This window comes from Swaminathania salitolerans, from assembly GCF_007988945.1.
Taxonomy (GTDB): Bacteria; Pseudomonadota; Alphaproteobacteria; order Acetobacterales; family Acetobacteraceae; genus Swaminathania; species Swaminathania salitolerans.
This window is the reverse complement of the sequence record NZ_BJVC01000005.1, coordinates 222,311-239,077: the sequence shown is the minus strand read 5'-3', so window position 1 is coordinate 239,077 and position 16,767 is coordinate 222,311. Positions and strand designations below refer to the sequence as shown.

At 65.3% G+C, this 16,767-nt stretch carries 13 protein-coding genes; 7 read left to right on the top strand and 6 right to left on the bottom strand.

What is annotated here, in order from left to right; genetic code table 11:
• The coding region (locus SSA02_RS11120) for a hypothetical protein (protein ID WP_307723407.1) at positions 1-540 on the top strand (540 nt) is incomplete at its 5' end.
• A 247-nt stretch (positions 541-787) separates the two neighbouring features.
• Here the strand turns inward: SSA02_RS11120 and SSA02_RS11115 are convergent.
• The 3 genes from SSA02_RS11115 to SSA02_RS11105 form a co-directional block, all read right to left on the bottom strand.
• Complete coding sequence (locus tag SSA02_RS11115; RefSeq protein WP_246103872.1) at positions 788-2,524, bottom strand: ABC transporter ATP-binding protein; 1,737 nt, start codon at positions 2,522-2,524, stop codon at positions 788-790.
• A gap of 81 nt (positions 2,525-2,605) precedes the next feature.
• On the bottom strand, positions 2,606-3,874 hold the full coding sequence (locus SSA02_RS11110; RefSeq protein ID WP_246103865.1) for a CCA tRNA nucleotidyltransferase: 1,269 nt from the start codon (positions 3,872-3,874) through the stop codon (positions 2,606-2,608).
• The gene (locus SSA02_RS11105; RefSeq protein WP_246103871.1) at positions 3,871-4,455 is read right to left on the bottom strand and encodes a DUF1285 domain-containing protein; all 585 of its coding nucleotides are present in this window, start codon (positions 4,453-4,455) and stop codon (positions 3,871-3,873) included. The genes SSA02_RS11110 and SSA02_RS11105 overlap by 4 nt, the downstream gene beginning before the upstream one ends.
• Positions 4,456-4,837: 382 nt before the next feature.
• Here SSA02_RS11105 and SSA02_RS11100 point away from each other — a divergent pair, with 382 nt between their 5' ends.
• From SSA02_RS11100 to SSA02_RS11080, 5 genes are read left to right on the top strand one after another with little or no spacing between them, the layout of a single operon-like run.
• A complete protein-coding gene (locus SSA02_RS11100; RefSeq protein ID WP_147094137.1) occupies positions 4,838-5,851 on the top strand; it encodes an AAA family ATPase in 1,014 nt (337 codons plus the stop codon).
• Positions 5,852-5,853: 2 nt separating this feature from the next.
• Positions 5,854-6,999 (top strand): DUF58 domain-containing protein, encoded by a 1,146-nt coding sequence (locus tag SSA02_RS11095; RefSeq protein WP_246103864.1) that lies wholly within the window; start codon positions 5,854-5,856, stop codon positions 6,997-6,999.
• The gene (locus tag SSA02_RS11090) at positions 6,996-9,806 is read left to right on the top strand and encodes a DUF4159 domain-containing protein (RefSeq protein ID WP_147094136.1); all 2,811 of its coding nucleotides are present in this window, start codon (positions 6,996-6,998) and stop codon (positions 9,804-9,806) included. Before SSA02_RS11095 ends, SSA02_RS11090 begins: the two co-directional genes overlap by 4 nt.
• Positions 9,806-11,863, top strand: coding sequence for a VWA domain-containing protein (locus SSA02_RS11085; protein WP_147094135.1), 2,058 nt, complete (start codon positions 9,806-9,808; stop codon positions 11,861-11,863). The genes SSA02_RS11090 and SSA02_RS11085 overlap by 1 nt, the downstream gene beginning before the upstream one ends.
• 60 nt (positions 11,864-11,923) lie before the next feature.
• Positions 11,924-12,571, top strand: a complete 648-nt coding sequence (locus tag SSA02_RS11080) for an ankyrin repeat domain-containing protein (RefSeq protein ID WP_147094134.1) — start codon at positions 11,924-11,926, stop codon at positions 12,569-12,571.
• 148 nt (positions 12,572-12,719) lie between these two features.
• On the opposite strand, the gene SSA02_RS11075 is transcribed toward SSA02_RS11080, so the two are convergent.
• The 3 genes from SSA02_RS11075 to SSA02_RS11065 form a co-directional block, all read right to left on the bottom strand.
• Complete coding sequence (locus SSA02_RS11075; RefSeq protein WP_147094133.1) at positions 12,720-13,808, bottom strand: site-specific DNA-methyltransferase; 1,089 nt, start codon at positions 13,806-13,808, stop codon at positions 12,720-12,722.
• Complete coding sequence (locus SSA02_RS11070; protein ID WP_147094132.1) at positions 13,808-14,449, bottom strand: ribonuclease HII; 642 nt, start codon at positions 14,447-14,449, stop codon at positions 13,808-13,810. Before SSA02_RS11070 ends, SSA02_RS11075 begins: the two co-directional genes overlap by 1 nt.
• Positions 14,450-14,695: 246 nt before the next feature.
• The gene (locus SSA02_RS11065; protein WP_147094131.1) at positions 14,696-14,989 is read right to left on the bottom strand and encodes a CsbD family protein; all 294 of its coding nucleotides are present in this window, start codon (positions 14,987-14,989) and stop codon (positions 14,696-14,698) included.
• 461 nt (positions 14,990-15,450) lie between these two features.
• Between SSA02_RS11065 and SSA02_RS11060 the strand changes: the two genes are divergently transcribed.
• Positions 15,451-16,758, top strand: a complete 1,308-nt coding sequence (locus tag SSA02_RS11060; protein WP_147094130.1) for an efflux RND transporter periplasmic adaptor subunit — start codon at positions 15,451-15,453, stop codon at positions 16,756-16,758.
• Positions 16,759-16,767: the final 9 nt, after the last annotated feature.

The following is a 16,767-nucleotide window of genomic DNA, read 5'->3' as shown; positions in this document are numbered from 1 at the left end:
CCTTCCTGGCAGATCCCCACCCGGCGTGCCCAGGTCATCCGCACCAGAAAATATGTGGCCGTGATCTGCGGGGAGCGTTGGGGAGGGAGTCACTTCTCGCGCTCTGGCTGGTCCACCTTCATCCCTCGCAAACAGGTCACGACAGAATGGATAGGGGCCAATCTCAAAAAAGCGCTATACAGCAGCGAGGATTTCGGGGCTTACTTGCCTACGCCAATCCCGGATGAACCCTATGACTCAATGGTACCTGAGTCTAACCGGAAGGCGCATGAATTCTGGTTGCGTATCCAGCAGGAATTCGGCTTCAAGGATATTCTGACCGCCATGTCCAAATCCGCCGGCATCTATATCAACTGGCCCGAAGACCAGGGGGATCAGGTCGAAATGCTTTCTACGCGCGGTCGCGGTGGTGGCTTTTCCGCCTGGGGTACCAATGAGAATTTCGGCAAGGTCTTTCATGCCTCGATCACTCTGAGCGATCTCGAATTCGGCGAGGTGGCCGTGCAGGCTCTGGATCGTTGCCAGCCGAATTACGCCTGAACGTCCAAGCAAACCTCATCCCGGGATGAGGCCGCTTGAGCGGTGCCGGATGCATCGGGATATCTGGATCGCAAGCGCGCGCTGACGTTCGCCGCTCGGGCAATCGGGCATCACCTCCATGCCAGATGAAATGCCCCCTCTCCTGCGCGTAGGCCATGCCCAAGGGGGGGGGGCCAACACGGCGTCTTGCCCGAAGCGTTCGCGCGGCGACCCTGCCGGACCTTCGTTCTGCCTTATACGCGGCCTGTCACTCCGGGGCGCAGGCAGGCTCGGCAAGATCCAGGGACTGGGTGCGCACGAGACGGGCATAGAGCCCCTCACGCGCATGCAATTCCCTGTGCGTCCCGATCTCGACCGCCGCGCCATCGTTCATCACGATGATCAGATCGGCCGTTTTGACGGTCGAGAGACGATGCGCGACGATGATCGTCGTGCGGTCGCGCCGCAATTCGGCCAGTGTCGCCTGAACCTTGGCCTCGCTCTCGGAATCGAGCGCGCTGGTCGCCTCGTCGAGGAGAAGAAGCCGGGGATCGCGAAGCAGGGCCCGCGCCAGAGCGACACGCTGTCTCTGGCCACCCGAGAGCCTCTGACCGCCCGGCCCGACACGGGTATCGAGCCCCATCGGCAACGTATCGGCAAAATCGACGGCGGCAGCGAGGGCGGCGGCCTCGACTTCGGCACGGCTCGCAGCCGGCCTGCCGAGGCGGATATTCTCGAGCACCGACATGTCGAACAGGGTCGTGTCCTGGCTCACATAGGCGATGGCATCGCGCAGATCCGCCAGACGCAGCGCGCGCAGATCGACCCCGTCGAGGAGAATTGCCCCATCCGTTACGTCATGCAGTCGCGGAATGAGAGAAAGAGCGGTCGATTTCCCCGCACCCGACGGGCCGACCAGCGCCACCGTCCAGCCCGGGGTCACGTCGAAATCGAGCCGGCGCAGACCTGCCCGCCCATCGGGATAGGTAAAGGCGACATTGTCGAAGACAAGACGCCCGTGACCGGGCGGCAGGGCGCGTGCATCGGCGCGTTCGGCCACGGCAGGCGGTTCGTCGATCACGGAGAAGACACGCTCGAGCCCGCCCAGCCCCTCCTGCAATGCGGCGTTGAGCGAGCCGAGAGACCGAAGAGGACGCGATGCGGCAAACAGGGCCGCGATGAAAGCCGTGAAGTCACCGAGGGTCGCCCCTCCCATGGCGGCCCGCCAGCCCGCAAAGCCGAGAACGGCGGCAATCGCGGTGCCGCCCAGAACCTCGAGAACGGGATCGACCCTGGCCCGGCCACGGGAGATATGCCAGAAGGCGCGATGAAGCAGATCGAGCGAGCCATCGATACGACGCGCCTCGCTGCTCTCCATTCGATAGACACGCACCTGACGCGCCAGCGCGAAGCTCTCGTTGAGCAGGGCCGCCGTCGCCCCGATCTGCTCCTGCATGCCGCCCGAGGCCCGGCGCACGCGCTTGCCGAGTTTCTGGATCGGGACCGCCGCGACAGGATAGAGAACCAGCGCGATGAGACTCAGCTCCCAGTCGGTATAGACCATCGAGGCGACGAGACCGACCACCGTGACCACATCCCCAAGCGCATTGACCGCGCGGATCATGGCCTCGCGGATCGAGACCGCATCGGTGGTGAACCGCGCCGCCCATTGCGCAGGGGCCTCCTCCTCGATCCGGGCGATATCGGCAGAAAGCGCGTGGGAGAACATCCGGGACTGCAACCCCCGGATCACGACCAGAACCAGACCCTGAACGGACAGGGTCTGTCCGTACTGCGATGCGGCCTTGAGCCCTGTCACCAGAACGACGAGCGCGGGCACCTGATACAGGATCCGCGGATCGTGAACGGCGAACATATCGACCGCGCGCTTGATCACGAGCGGATAAAGCGCCGTGAGCCCGGCCGTGAGGATGGTGAGCACAATGACGCCCGCGATACGCCCGACATGCTGCCGGACCTCTTCCCGCCACACGCGATACAGCATCCTGCGTCCCTGCACGCCTTGCGGATCGATACGACGCGGGGCGGTCTGCGCGGACGAGTGAGCTTTCTTCATTCCTGCGGTTTAGCGCCCTGCGTCCCCGGCGAAAAGGGGCAGGCATCGCGTGAGCTCGGCCAGACAGGCGGCACGATCCGGCAGGCACCCATGCGCGCGCCACCACCGGCCGACGGATGCGAGCAGTTTTCCGACTTCCGGCCCCGGCGGAAGACCGGCCTCGACGGCATCGCGTCCGGCAAGCGGAAACACGGGCGGCGCGATTGCCTGCACACGCTCACGCAGCGATGCCCATTCGTCGGCCCGCATGGTGGCGTCCATGTCGGCGTCCATGTTGGCATCCATGTCCGTAAGAGCCGGCTCTCCTTCCGGCGGCGCGTGCTCCGATGCAATCATCCAGCTCCTGTCGATCAGGGTCTCGGGACTGTAATCCGCAAGAAGCACACGCAGGCGCGCGTCGCTCGTGTCGGGAGCGAGATGCAGCGCCGGATCGTGCATCGCCTCGAGACGCCGGCAGGATCGCACCGGGAGCCGGAGCCGTCGACCGGTTTCCGGCGAGGACGCAAGCAGCCCCAGACGCAGGACATCCCCGGTCGGCACACCGGCGGCAAGCGCATGTCCGAGCCGGGCAAGACGGGCATCGGGCACGATCGGCGCAAGTGCCCCGACCTGCTGCATGTGATGCAGGGTGCCCATGAGATGGGGGCCGTTCAGGATACGCAGGATCTCGCTGGCGAGACGCTCGGCGGAAAGCCCGTCGATCAGTCCGACTCTCGCGGCAATCGCCGTCATGGCCTCTTCATCGGGGCGGTCGGTACCGAAACGCGCGTCGAAGCGGAAGAAACGCAGGATACGCAACGCGTCTTCCTCGATCCGGCGCAACGGATCGCCAACGAAGCGAACCCGCCGGTCGAGCAGATCCTGCCGACCGCCGAAGTAATCGTGAACGACACCGAAGCGATCGCAGAACAGCGCGTTGATCGTGAAGTCGCGGCGCGCCGCATCCTCCTCCCAGCTTCCGGTCCATGCCACCTGCGCATGTCGGCCGTCCGTCACGACATCGCGACGCAGGGTGGTGATCTCGTAAGGGCGATGTGCGATGACCGCGGTGATCGTTCCATGCGCAAGCCCCGTCGGCACGGTCTTTATCCCGGCCGCAACGAGAAGCCGCTGGACCTCATCCGGCGGCTCGGGCGTCGCCAGATCGATATCGTGGATATCCGCCCGCCCCAGAAGCAGGTCGCGCACGGAACCGCCGACGAGACGGGCATCGGGCAGGATGGACCACAGCCTCTCGAGCCCGCCGGGGTCGGGAAGCGCGCCGAGCAGGGACGTCACGTCTCGCCCCCGGAAATTTCCTGCATGGCCGGATCCGGCATGGGTGCGAGCGGAAAGAAGCAGTTCTGGCTCCACACCCCCATGCATGGCCTGCACCCGACATGGCCGGGAACCGCAAGCGCCACGAGCTCGTAATAGACGGGGCGCGACAGCCGGGCGAGAACCGGGAATTCCCCCTCGCCCCGACGGACCTGAACATAGGGAACCGGCGCGCAATCCTCGGCGGCGGGCCGCTCCCAGTCGACGACGAGAGGATGGGACGGCCCCACGCAGAGCAGCTCATCGACATTGGTACGAAGACACAGATTCTGATGGCGGCCGCATACGCCGCGAAAATCGAGCTCGCCCGCAAGGAACGGCGCGTCTTCCACCTGGATGGTTCCGGTCTCCGTCGGCGTCGTGAGCCAGAAACTCCCCTCGCGATCGCGTCGGAGCATGGAGGCGAACAGGCAGAGCATCTCCTTGCGTCTTATGGGAGAGCCCCGATAGAGCCACACGCCGTCCCGCCGGATCAGGAAAGGCAGGGCACGCGGCGTCCCTTCGCGTTGCCTGTCGGCGCCGGACAAATCGGTTCCGGGCATCTCGGCTCCGGGCCCGTCGGTTCCGGGTCCGTCGGCTCCGGGCATGGCCCCGGTTCCTCTCATGCCTCCGGCTCCTCTCATGAATGCGTCCCCGGTCATCTGTCTCTCCGGATCGGCGACGGTCGCGGCCTGCTGGCCGCTCCTGCCGTGTGTGCCGGATCGTTTTCCGCACCACCGGGAGAACGGCTTCCGGGAACGGTCGAGGGGATTGTTCGGAAGGCCGCCATGCGCTCCGGAGCCGCTCCGGTTCTGTCTGACGCCTGTTTCGCGATCGCGTCGTCCAACGTTTTCTCCGCTCTCAGTCCAAAAAAACCTGTTCCCTGCTGCAAGTTGGGTCGTCTTATGTCTTGATGAAACCCCCGGAAGTGTCAGATTGGCAAATATGAGCCAGATCGAATTCCCTTCCTCCCCCTCAGATCCGTCGGCCGATCTCGCCTTGGCCGAAACCGCGACGAGCCTCCTCGACGCGGTCAGAGAGGCAATCGGCCAGGTCGTTCTGGGCCAGCGCGAGGTCATAGACCGCCTGCTGGTCACCATTCTCTCGGGGGGTCACGCTCTTCTGATCGGCGCACCCGGTCTGGGAAAGACGCTGCTCGTGAGCACGACCGCCCGCGTGCTCGGCCTCGATACGCGGCGCGTCCAGTTCACGCCCGACCTCATGCCGTCCGACATCACCGGCAGCGACATTCTGGACGAGGACGAGAACGGACGCAGGGTCTTCCGCTTTCTCAAGGGACCGATCTTCACGCAGCTGCTCCTTGCCGACGAGATCAATCGCGCCAGCCCGCGCACGCAATCGGCCCTGCTCCAGGCCATGCAGGAATATGAGGTAGCGCAGGCCGGTACGAATCACCCCCTGCCTCGGCCGTTCCATGTTCTCGCCACCCAGAACCCGATCGAGCAGGAAGGAACCTATCCCCTGCCCGAGGCCCAGCTCGATCGCTTCATGCTGCGTATCCCGCTCGGTTTTCCCGAACGCGAAGCCGAGCGGGAGATGCTTCTCCAGACCACCGGTGCGCCCGCCGCGCATCCGCCGGTCCTGCTCGATGCCGGAACCCTGATCGCAGCGCAGGCCCTCATCCGCCGCCTCCCCGTGGGCGAACGGGTTCTCGACGCCATCCTCACCCTTGTGCGCGGCCTGCGCCCCGAAACCGCAGCCACCCCCGATCTGGCCGCGAGCCTTCTCTATGGCCCCGGCCCACGCGCTGCCCAGGCGCTCATGCTCACCTGTCGCGCCCGCGCCCTGCTCGAGGGGCGCCTCACGCCGAGCCTCGACGATCTTGCCGCATTGGCCGAGCCGGTTCTCGCGCATCGCATGGCCCTCAGCTTTCCGGCCCGGGCTGAGGGACGTCGGATCGACGATCTCATCGCCCAGGTCCTGCGGACGATCGTCTGACCGTGAGCGGTCTGTTCGGCAGATGGACACGCAAGGCGTCGGGCCGGATCGCTCCCGGCGCAGGCGCGTCCGGCCCGGGATCCGCTTCCAGAGACCCCGCTTCCGGAAGACCCGCGCCGGAAAGCGCATCCGGCATGGGCGCGCCGGGCGTGGACTCACCGGGCAAGAACTCACCGGGCAAGGACTCGACGGGCAAGGACTCGACGGGCATGGGCGCCTCGGGCAGGAAAGCGCCGCTCGCAGCGGTGCAGACGCTCGCCCCGCAGGCGGAGTCCCTCCTTCCCCCGATGACAATCGAGGCGGAACGCATCGGCCGACAGATCCGCGCGGGGGTGCATCGTCAGCACCGCCCCGGCTCGGGCGAGGATTTCTGGCAATATCGCCCCGCCCACGCCCACGAGCCGGCCCAGCATATCGACTGGCGTCAGTCCGCCCGGGGCGAACAGCTCTGGGTGCGCGAACGCGAGGCGGAAGGTGCGCAGCATCTCGCCCTGTGGTGCGATTCCTCGCCCTCGATGCGCTGGCGCTCCCGCGATGCGTTGCCCTTCAAGCTGGACCGGGCCCGTCTGTGCACCCTGGCCCTTGCCGCTGCGGCGCTCCATGGAGGCGAGCGCGTCTCTCTTCCCGGGACGCTCGACCCCTGTCGCGTCTTCAGCGGCACACATACCTTGCCGCAACTGGCGGAGACCCTCCTGTCGTCAGGATATCGCGGGTCCGCCGATACGGGACAGACCGGCGAGGACGTTCCGTTGCGCGTCATGCCGGATACGCTCCGCCCGCATGGGCAGCTGGTTCTGGTGAGCGATTTCCTCCTGCCGCCCGAAGCGCTCGAGCGCCTTCTTCGCGACGTCGCATCCCGTCCTGCCAGGACCCGGCTCTTCTGCGTGCTCGATCCCGCAGAGCGTGCGCTCCCCTATACGGGGCGACAGCGTTTCGAGAGCCTGGAGGCTGAAGACGCGCTGATCCTCCCATCGGTCGAAAGTCTTGCCGACGCCTATGGCCGGGCCATGGATGCCCATATCGACCATGTCGCGCGCCTTGCGGCGCAATATCGCGCGACCCTGACCCTCCACCAGACCGATCAGCCCGTTCTGCCTGCGCTCCTCGCGCTTTATGCAGAGCTGACCGGTGGCCGTCTGCATCCATGATCTTCCTGACACCGCTCGCCCTTCTGGGGCTTCTCTCCCTGCCGATCCTCTACTGGCTGGTCAAGGCGACCCCGCCTCCGGCGCGAAAGACCCGGTTTCCCTCGCTCAGGATCCTGCGCCTACTGACCCCGGAGCGGCAGGACACGTCGCGTGCGCCCCTGTGGCTCCTTCTCATGCGTCTGGCCGCCGTCTTCCTGCTCGTGCTCGGCCTTGCGCAGCCCGTCTGGACGGGCATGCGCCAGACTGCAGGGAGGGAGGGCGATCTTCTCCTTGCGCTCGACAATGGGTGGGCAGCGATCCCGCACTGGCAGGAGCGCATCCGTTCGGCGCGTGCGCTTGCCGAGCACAGCCTGCGGGCCGGGCACTCGGTCACCCTGCTGCTCGGCGCGCCCGATGCCGACGGCACCATGCCTCCGCCCTTCCGGACCCGGGATCGTCGCCGTCTCGAGGAGCGTCTTCTGGCCCTTGCCCCGCATTCATGGCCCGTGGATCGGGCGCGACTTGCCGCACAGATCGCGTCGCTCATGTCCCCGGACGGTTCTTCCGGCAACCGTTCCGGAACCCGCCCCGGCGAGATCGTCTTCCTCTCCGATGGCGTTGCCACCGCGGCCGACGGAAATCTTCTCGCGGTTCTGAAACGCACGCAGATTCCGGTCGGAGACATGCGTTGGAATGGCTGCGATACGGCGTTGCTCGGAGTCGCGCGCGGAGACGGGGCGGATGACGCGCTCCGGGCCTCTTTCGAGACCCTCGCCTGCCGGGAGCCCGGGCGCCGGTATCGCATCAGGGTTCGCGACGCCGAGGGCGGAACGCTCGGAATGTATCCCCTGCCGGGAGCGGATGACGGAAGCGGCACCCGTTCCGCATCCCTGCCGCTCCCGCCTCTGCTGCGCAATCGCGCGGCGCGTTTCGTGCTCGAGAACGGGACTGGCGCTCTTCCCGGCCCTTCCGCCATCGTGCTCGCCGACAGCAGCGACCGAAGGCATCCCGTCGGTCTGCTCACCCAGGGCAATCAGGATACGCCCCTTACGGGACAGGGCTTCTTTCTGGCGCAGGCCATCAAGGGCGTTGCCGAGCTGCATCGCGGATCGCCCGACACCCTGCTCGATGGCAAGCTGTCGGTGCTGGTCGCAACCGATGGCGCACTCTCGAGCCCCGGGATCCGCGCGAAAATCGCCGCATGGGTGCGCAAGGGCGGCATCCTCGTGCGGTTTGCGGGGCCTGTTCTCGCGGCTTCTTCCGAAAATGCAGCCGGAGACCCGGGACAGACCCTCCTGCCCGTCCCCCTGATGGAAGGAATGCGGCAGCTCGGCGGCCCCATGTCCTGGGGCAAGCCGCAGCAGCTGGATGCATTCGACGCGCGCTCGCCTTTCGCCGGTCTGGCTGTGCCGGACGAGGTCACGGTCAAACGGCAGGTTCTGGCCCGCCCCACCCCCACACTCGGCGATCACGTCTGGGCGCGACTGAAGGACGGCACGCCGCTGGTTACGGCAACATCGCTCGGTCAGGGCGAACTCGTCCTGTTTCACGTCACGGGAACCGCGGACTGGTCGTCTCTTCCCCTGTCCGGGCTGTTTCCCTCCATGCTCGAGCGTCTGATCGCCCGTTCTCTGGGTCAGAAAGACACGAGCGCAGTCACCCGGCTCGCCCCGTTTGCGATGCTCGATGCGCAGGGTCTTCTGGTTCCGCCACCCGAAGCCGCCCGGCCGCTCTCCACCGCGGCACTGGCGACCGTCGCGCCCGGCGTCCAGCACCCGCCCGGTCTGTACGGCCCGCCTCTGGCGCGTCGCGCGCTCAATCTCGGCGGCGCATCGCGTAGGCTCCGGCCGGAAGCGACGCTCGGCCGGTCGCTTGCCCCCGGAGGTCTTTCCGCCGAGATCCCTCTCGCGCCCTGGCTCCTTTCCTTTGCCATCGCCCTCTTCCTGATCGACTTCCTGATCGCCCTGTGGCTTCGGGGCCTGTTCGTCCGTGCAGCGATAGTCCTTCTCGCGGCAGGTCTCGCCCTTCCCTGCGCGCGGGCGCAGGATGCGGGCGAGGACGGACCGCAGGCGCAAGACGCGCAGTCCACCCATGCCCCCAGTGCCCATACCCCTGCGGACGTACCGGGCGCCGCGCTCGAGACACGTCTGGGCTATGTCCTGACGGGTCATGACGATATCGACGCGGCCTCGCGGGAGGGGCTTCAGGGACTCTCCAACTATGCATCGGATCGCTCATCCGCCGCGATGGGCCATCCCGACGGCGTGACACCGGGCAAGGACGATCTCGCTTTCTACCCCCTGATCTACTGGCCCGTTACAGAGGACGTGCAGGAAGATCCCGCGCGCTCCGCCGCGCTGAATGCGTTCATGGCTCATGGCGGCATTCTGATGCTGGACACGCAGGGCGTCGGCTCCGAACTCTCCGCACAGGATGAGGGTCAGATGCGCGCCGCGCTCAAACGCGCCACAGCGGGGCTGAACGTTCCACCGCTGACCAAACTCGACGATCACCACGTTCTCGCGCACAGCTTCTATCTGCTGCACGATTTTCCCGGACGCGTGCAGGGGCTGCCGGTCTGGGTGGCGCGCAGCGGTGACGACAGCAATGACGATGTCAGCCCCATCATCATCGGCGCGGGAGACTGGGCCCATGCCTGGGCGATGGATTCGCAGGGCAACACACCCTATGCCGTCATACCCGGCGGAGAGGATCAGCGCGTTCAGGCCTATCGGTTCGGTGTGAACGTTCTGCTCTACGCCCTGACGGGAAACTACAAGGCCGACCAGATGCGTGTTCCCGAGCTGCTGAAAAGGATGAAGCAGTGATGCATCTCGTATTCCTGCCGCTTCTTCCCGTATGGCTGCTGGCTGCCTTTGCCTGCGTGGCGCTCTGTCTCGGCGCCTATGCCGCAATCCGCGGCGTTCGCGGCAGCCTGTTGCGCAGCATCGCCGTATTCCTGCTTCTGGGCTGGCTGGCGGGTCCCCATCTCTCGCGACCCGTTCTCGCCCCGGCTCCGCAGGATGTCCTTCTCGTCGTGGATCACTCACCGTCCATGGCGCTGCGCGACCGTCTCCCCCATGCCGACACGATTGCCGACCGGATCGAGGCGGCGGCGCATCGTCTCCCGGGTCTGACCCTGCATCGCATCGTCGTGCCCGGCGGCAAGGGACATGGAACGCGGCTTTTCGATGCCATGGACAAGGCCGATTTCCCTCCGGGACGATTCAGCGGCGCAATCCTCGTGACCGACGGCATGGTCCATGACGTCCCGACCGGGCTGCCCGACCGTTTCACGCGCGACGGCCGGACGCTTCCGCTTCATGTTCTCCTGACCGGACAGGGAGAGGAAACGGACCGGAGAATTCGCGTCTTGCAGGCCCCCCCCTATGCCCTGGTCGGGAAAGACGCCGTCCTGCGTGTCGTGGTGGACGATCTCGGCGCACAGGGTCATGAGGCCGCAGCTCTGACTCTCACCCAGGATGGCGAACCGCCCCGGCAGATCACGGCGACACCCGGCGTCCCCCTCGAGCTGCACGTCCCGGTGCGGCGCCCGGGAGAAATGCTCGTCAGTCTTGCTGCGGGCCCGCTCGCCGGAGAGGTGACGACCCGCAACAACCGGGCGATCGTGCGCATCAATGGCGTTCGCGATCGTCTCAAGGTCCTGCTGGTCTCGGGAACGCCCAATCAGGGGGAACGCGTATGGCGTCGCCTTCTCAAGGCAGACCCGTCCGTCGATCTCGTTCATTTCACGATCCTGCGTCCGCCCGACAAGGATGACGGAACGCCACTCTCGGACCTCGCGCTCATTCCCTTCCCGGTCAAGGAGCTGTTCCAGGATCGCATCAGGCAGTTCGATCTCATCATTCTCGACGGGTTCCGGAATGCCGGAATCCTCCCGCAGGATTATCTGGCCAATATTGCCGATTACGTGCGCGGGGGTGGCGGGCTGCTGCTGACCGCCGGTCCGGAATTCACCGCTGACGGCACGTTGCAGGATACGCCCCTTGCGCGTGTTCTTCCTGCCCACGTGCCCGAAGACGGCATAAGGACACAAAAATTCGCCCCTGCCCTGACAGAGGCGGGAAAGCGCCATCCCGTGACCGCGAAACTCTCCCGGCCCTGGGGGCCATGGTATCGCGCGCTCGCACCCGACCATGTGCATGGAACCCCGCTTCTGACAGGACCGGACGGGGCTCCGCTTCTCGTGCTGGACACTGTCGGAAAGGGCCGGGTCGCACTCCTCCTGTCGGATCAGCTCTGGCTCTGGTCGCGCGGCGAGGGCGGTGGCGGCCCACAGGCCGAACTCCTGAAAAACCTCTCGCACTGGCTCATGAAGGAGCCCGATCTTGAGGAGAACCAGCTTCACGCGCGTCTCGAGAACGGCAAGTTGCGGATCGTGCGGCACAGCGATTCGGCCACCCTGCGCGATCCGGCGGACATCACGGCCCCGGATGGCGCCCACAGGCGGCTCGTTCTCGAGCCCGAAGGCAATGGCGTGTTTTCCGGCGCGATCGCAACCGGGGGGCAGGAAGGGATCTGGACCGTCCGTCAGAACGGTCTCATGGCCAGCGCGGCACGGATCGACCCCGATGCCCTCGAGGATTCGGATCTGCGTGCGACCGCCTCCCGCCTCGCTCCGCGCGCTGCGGAGAGCGGCGGCGCCGTTTCCTGGCTCGACACGCCAGACGCCACACCGGCCCTGCGTCAGGTGGACTCAGGGCCGACCCACGGATCCGGCTGGATCGGATTTCCCCGCCAGACCCTGCCCGTGTCCTCGGCCAGTCGCCTGACTGCGCTCTGTCCCTCCTGGCTGGCCCTCGCGGGGGCGCTCGTGCTGTTCTTCCTCGGATGGTGGCGCGAGGGCAAAGTTCGGCGCGGATAGGGAGTCGCAACCTTGACAAGGATCGCCTATAGTCGCGCGATGCGCCAATCGAGACATGTCATGCACGCAACAAGACACACCCCCTCCGGCACGATCGCATCCCGCGTATTTCCGGTCATGCTGACGGCGGCTCTGGCCGTTTCGCCCGTGTTGCTCATGCCCTGGCACGCTGCCCATGCGCAATCGGCCGATGACGCCGAGGCCGAACAGGAAGCCGAGGAAGCCCAGAAGAAAGCGGAAGCGCGCCGTGCGGCAAAGGCGGCTGCGCCGCCTTCGGCTCTTCCCGGGGCCGAGGCGCAGGAGCAGGATGCCGGGCACATGAACGCGGATCTGAATCCGACGGCAGCGCTGTTCGATGCCATCAATCGCGGCTCGCTCAATGCCGCGAAGGAGGCCCTCAATCGCGGTGCCGACACGAACGGCAAGAACGTCCTGTTCCAGACACCGCTCGACATGGCGATCGATCTGAACCGCAAGGATATCATGTTCCTGCTTCTCTCGATGCGGACCTATAATCCGGACGGGCGGATCGCAAACGAAACGACGCATACCGGTATCGATTTCGACAGGAACGGTAACGGTCACATGACGATCGGCGGCAAGAGCCGCAAGAACGCCGCCATGGCCGTGGCCGACAAGCCGCGCTGGGACAAGAGCGGCGGCCAGGCCCAGCCCGCGATCGGCTTTCTCGGCTTCGGCAAGGGCTGAGATTTCCCGGAAGACATCGCGTCGCGGGGCGTTTGCTCTCGCGCAGGCGATCCCGGGGCAAGGCCGGATGTTTCCCCGCAAGGAAACGGGGCGGATCGTCTCCGCCCCCGCTCAGCCGATATGCCCGGACCCGGCCGGGATGCGAGACTCAGCCGACATTCAGAAGCGGGGCCCGGCTCTGTTCCGTGCGGAGGATATCGAGCGTCACGATCTCGCCCTCGCGCTCGAAAAACCAGAAAGTCCATCCATTGCATGACGGCGCGCCGGTAAGCTGCGCACCCATCTTGTGAATGGAGCCGCGATGCGCCCCTGAGACGAGACTGCCATCGGGCATGACCGTCGCGCTCACGCGCCGCTGCCGGTCGAAAAGCACGGTGCCCGCCGGCAGGAGCCCCTGTTCGACGAAACTGCCGAACGGAACCCGCGGGATCTCCCTCTTGGCCGGTGTGATCGCAAGCTGCTCGTCAGAGAGGCGCGTTTCTGCCTCCACCCGGGCACGCGCGGCCTCGATGTAATCGGGATGACGCTCGATCGCGACGAAATGCCGCCCGAGCCTTTTCGCCATCGCAGCCGTCGTACCGCTTCCCGAAAAGGGGTCGAGCACGATATCGCCCACGACCGTCGATGCGATCAGAACGCGATGAAGAAGGCTCTCGGGCTTCTGGGTCGGATGGAGCTTGAGACCATGCGCATTCCGCAGACGCTCGTTCCCGGTGCAAAGCGGCAGATACCAGTCGCTGCGCATCTGCACATCGTCGTTCAGCGCTTTCATGGCCTGATAATTGAAACGATACTTGCTTTCCGGCCCTCGCGCCGCCCAGATCAGGGTTTCATGCGCGTTGGTGAATCGACGCCCGCGGAAATTGGGCATCGGGTTCGCCTTGCGCCAGACGATATCGTTGAGGATCCAGAAACCGAGATCCTGCATGATGGCGCCCAGACGGAACACGTTGTGATACGAGCCGATCACCCAGATCGTCCCGTCTTTCGTCAAGAGACGCCGCGCCTCTGCAAGCCATTCCCGCGTGAAATTGTCATAGGTCGCATAATCCGCGAACTTGTCCCACGCATCGTCCACGCCATCGACGACGCTTTCATCCGGCCTGCGCAATTCGCCACGCAGCTGGAGGTTGTAGGGCGGATCCGCAAAGATGCAGTCCATGCTGCCATCGGGAAGCGCGCGCATCGTCTCGATGCATTCGCCGCACAGGATCTGGTTGAGAGGGAGGTCCTGCATCAGATGGCTCCGGCCGTTTGGGACATGCGTGCCATGTGCGCGCGTATGGGGGCGAATTCGCGACGATGATGAGGGGTCACGCCAGCCTCGCGGAGCCCTGCCATGTGCAGGGCCGTTCCGTAACCGGCATTTCTCTCCCAGCCATAGGAATCATGGCGCAGGGAGAGACGCGTCATGAGACGATCCCGCACGACTTTCGCAACGATGGACGCGCCCGCGATGGAGAGACTTTTCCTGTCTCCCCCCACCACGGCCAGCGCATCGCATGCGAGGGAGGGGAGACGGTTGCCGTCCACCAGCGCGAAATCGGGACGGACCGGGAGACGGCAAAGCGCTCTCTGCATCGCGAGATGACATGCCTTGCCGATATTGATCCGGTCGATCTCGGCCACCGAAGCCGCGCCCAGTCCGATCCGGATCGTGTCCGATCCGGTCAGGAGATCGAAAACGCGCTGGCGCCGCGCGGCCGAAAGGCGCTTCGAGTCATCGATCATGCCTGAAAGCGTTTCATCGGGCGGCTCCAGAAAGACCAGAGCGGCAGCGATGACCGGACCGGCAAGAGGACCGCGCCCGACTTCGTCGATCCCTGCCACCCGGCTTTGCGGTGCGCCACTGGCAAGTTCGAGAGAATAGTCCGGCATGGGCTCCTGCGAGGCGTCAGTCGATCGGAATTGATCCTTCGGGTCGAGTCGCACGACCTTCCGAATCGCTTTTGAATCACGCGAATCGCGCTGTAAAGCCCCCTTGCCGTTACCGGCACCGTTTTTCCCGGGCACGAAACCGGAACATGAATCACAAAAAAAGGGCTTCCGTTGCCGGAAGCCCTCAACCGCTCTGCCGCGCTCCGCAAGACCGGGCGACAGAACGGGCCTGACGAGGCGACAGGCTTACTTTTTTCTGGAACGACCGAAAAAGATCGCGCCGAGAACGGTGCCCACCAGGATCGCGAAACCGAGCGAGATCAGCGGACGATCCTGCACGAAGGCGGTGGCCTTCTCGAGAGAGGTCTCGGCATCGTCGTAGAGATCGGCGAATTCCTGCTGCGCCATCCCGGAAAGCTGGTCGATCTTGCCTTCTGCCTGAAGCTTGGCATCACCCGTCAGACCGCCGGCCGCGTCCTTGAGGCGTCCCTTGGCTTCATCCAGAAGACCATCGCCCTTCTTTTCAACTGCATCGGCCATTTGTCATCATCCTTTCACAAAACAGACGTGAGAACGTCTGCGATGATAGGACCAACGGCGCCTGAACGAAACGGTTTCTTCCCGCTCCCGCATAAACGGGACAGGATATCCGCTCCGGCAACGCTCTCCTCCCGGGTGGAGATGCGTCTCGTCGCGTATCGGTCGGGCCGATCGCCGGGTGTTGCAGGGGCATGAACAGGCCGGACCCCGGCTGGTCAAATCCCTGCGACACGGGCAGAATGGGGCGTGTGCCGGATGATGCCTGAGAAAAACGGGGTGGCCAGGCCGGTCCGAAGCGCCTCGCAACGCGATACTGTTAAGAATTGTTTCGTTGTTGAACTAGAATTTAGCTGACGTCATGCTATGCCAGCCTCAGATAGAGTATGTCTCGCAGACCGGACGCTTTCATCGGGAAATGACCGGGGATGCGACCGGTTCCGGGTAGGGGAAGACGAGAAGAAATGACTGACCAGACGGGTCCCGAGCGGACCCAGCCTGAGCGCCCGACCGCGCCCGCCTCCCTGGACCAGGGGGCAAAATCCTCATCCGGCGCGGGAAAACCGCGCCACAGGCGACGCGTGCTTCTCGTCATTGGCGGGGTCGTTCTCCTGCTTCTGGCTTTCGCTTTCCTGCGACCGCACAACGCCGCACATCACGCCGGGCGCGGCGCGCATCGGGGAACCGCGTCACAGGGACAGAGCGATGCGATCCCGGTCGCGGTAACGACCGTCAGGACCGGCGACATGCCCGAGATCCTGACCGAACTCGGCACGGTGGTCCCGATCACGAATGTCACGGTACAGGCGCGCGTGAGCGGCTATATCATGAAGGTGGAATTCAAGGAGGGGCAGCACGTCAAGGCCGGAGACGAGCTCGTCCTGATCGATCCGCGTCCCTATCAGGTCGCTCTCGAGCAGACCCTCGGCACGCTGAAGCAGGATCAGGCGCAGCTTGCCGATGCCCGGATCAATGCCGGCCGCTACGACAAGCTCATCAAGCAGAAATCCATCGCGGCCATGACCGCCATCGACGCCCAGTACAAGGTCCAGCAGCTCGAAGGTACGGTCAAGCTCGATCAGGCCAATGTCGATAATGCCAGACTCAATCTCTATTACTGCCACATCATCGCACCGGTCGACGGCAGGGTCGGCATCCGTGCCGTGGATATGGGCAATTATTTCACGGCAGGACAATCCGGCGGTCTGACCATCCTCACGCAGATGCAGCCGATCTCGGTGATCTTCACCCTGCCCCAGGACCAGCTGCCGCAGGTCATGGACCGGCTGCGCCAGGTCGGCGCGCTCCCTGTGGAAGCATGGGACAGCGCCAATCTCAACAGGATCGCGACCGGTACCGTCAGGGCACTCGACAGCCAGATCGACACGGCGACCGGAACCGTCCGCCTGCGTGCGATCTTTCCCAATGAGGACGAGCATCTGTTTCCGAACCAGTTCGTCAATGCGCGCCTGCTCGTGGATACGCTGCACGACGTGATCCTCCTCTCCTCCAACGCGCTCCAGACCGGGCCCGAAGGGCAGTTCGTCTATGTCGTCAAGGATGACATGACCGTTGCGATCCGCCCCGTAACGACCGGAATCGCAAGCCACGACCTGACCGTGATCAAATCCGGCCTCAAGCTCGGCGAGCGCGTCGTGACCGATGGCACGAACCATCTCCGCCCCGGGGCCAAGGTGACGATCCCGGATGAGAGCAAGGCCGATACCGAAGCCGCCGGTGCGAAAAACGCAGCCGCGCCAGCCGTGCACTGACCGCCATCC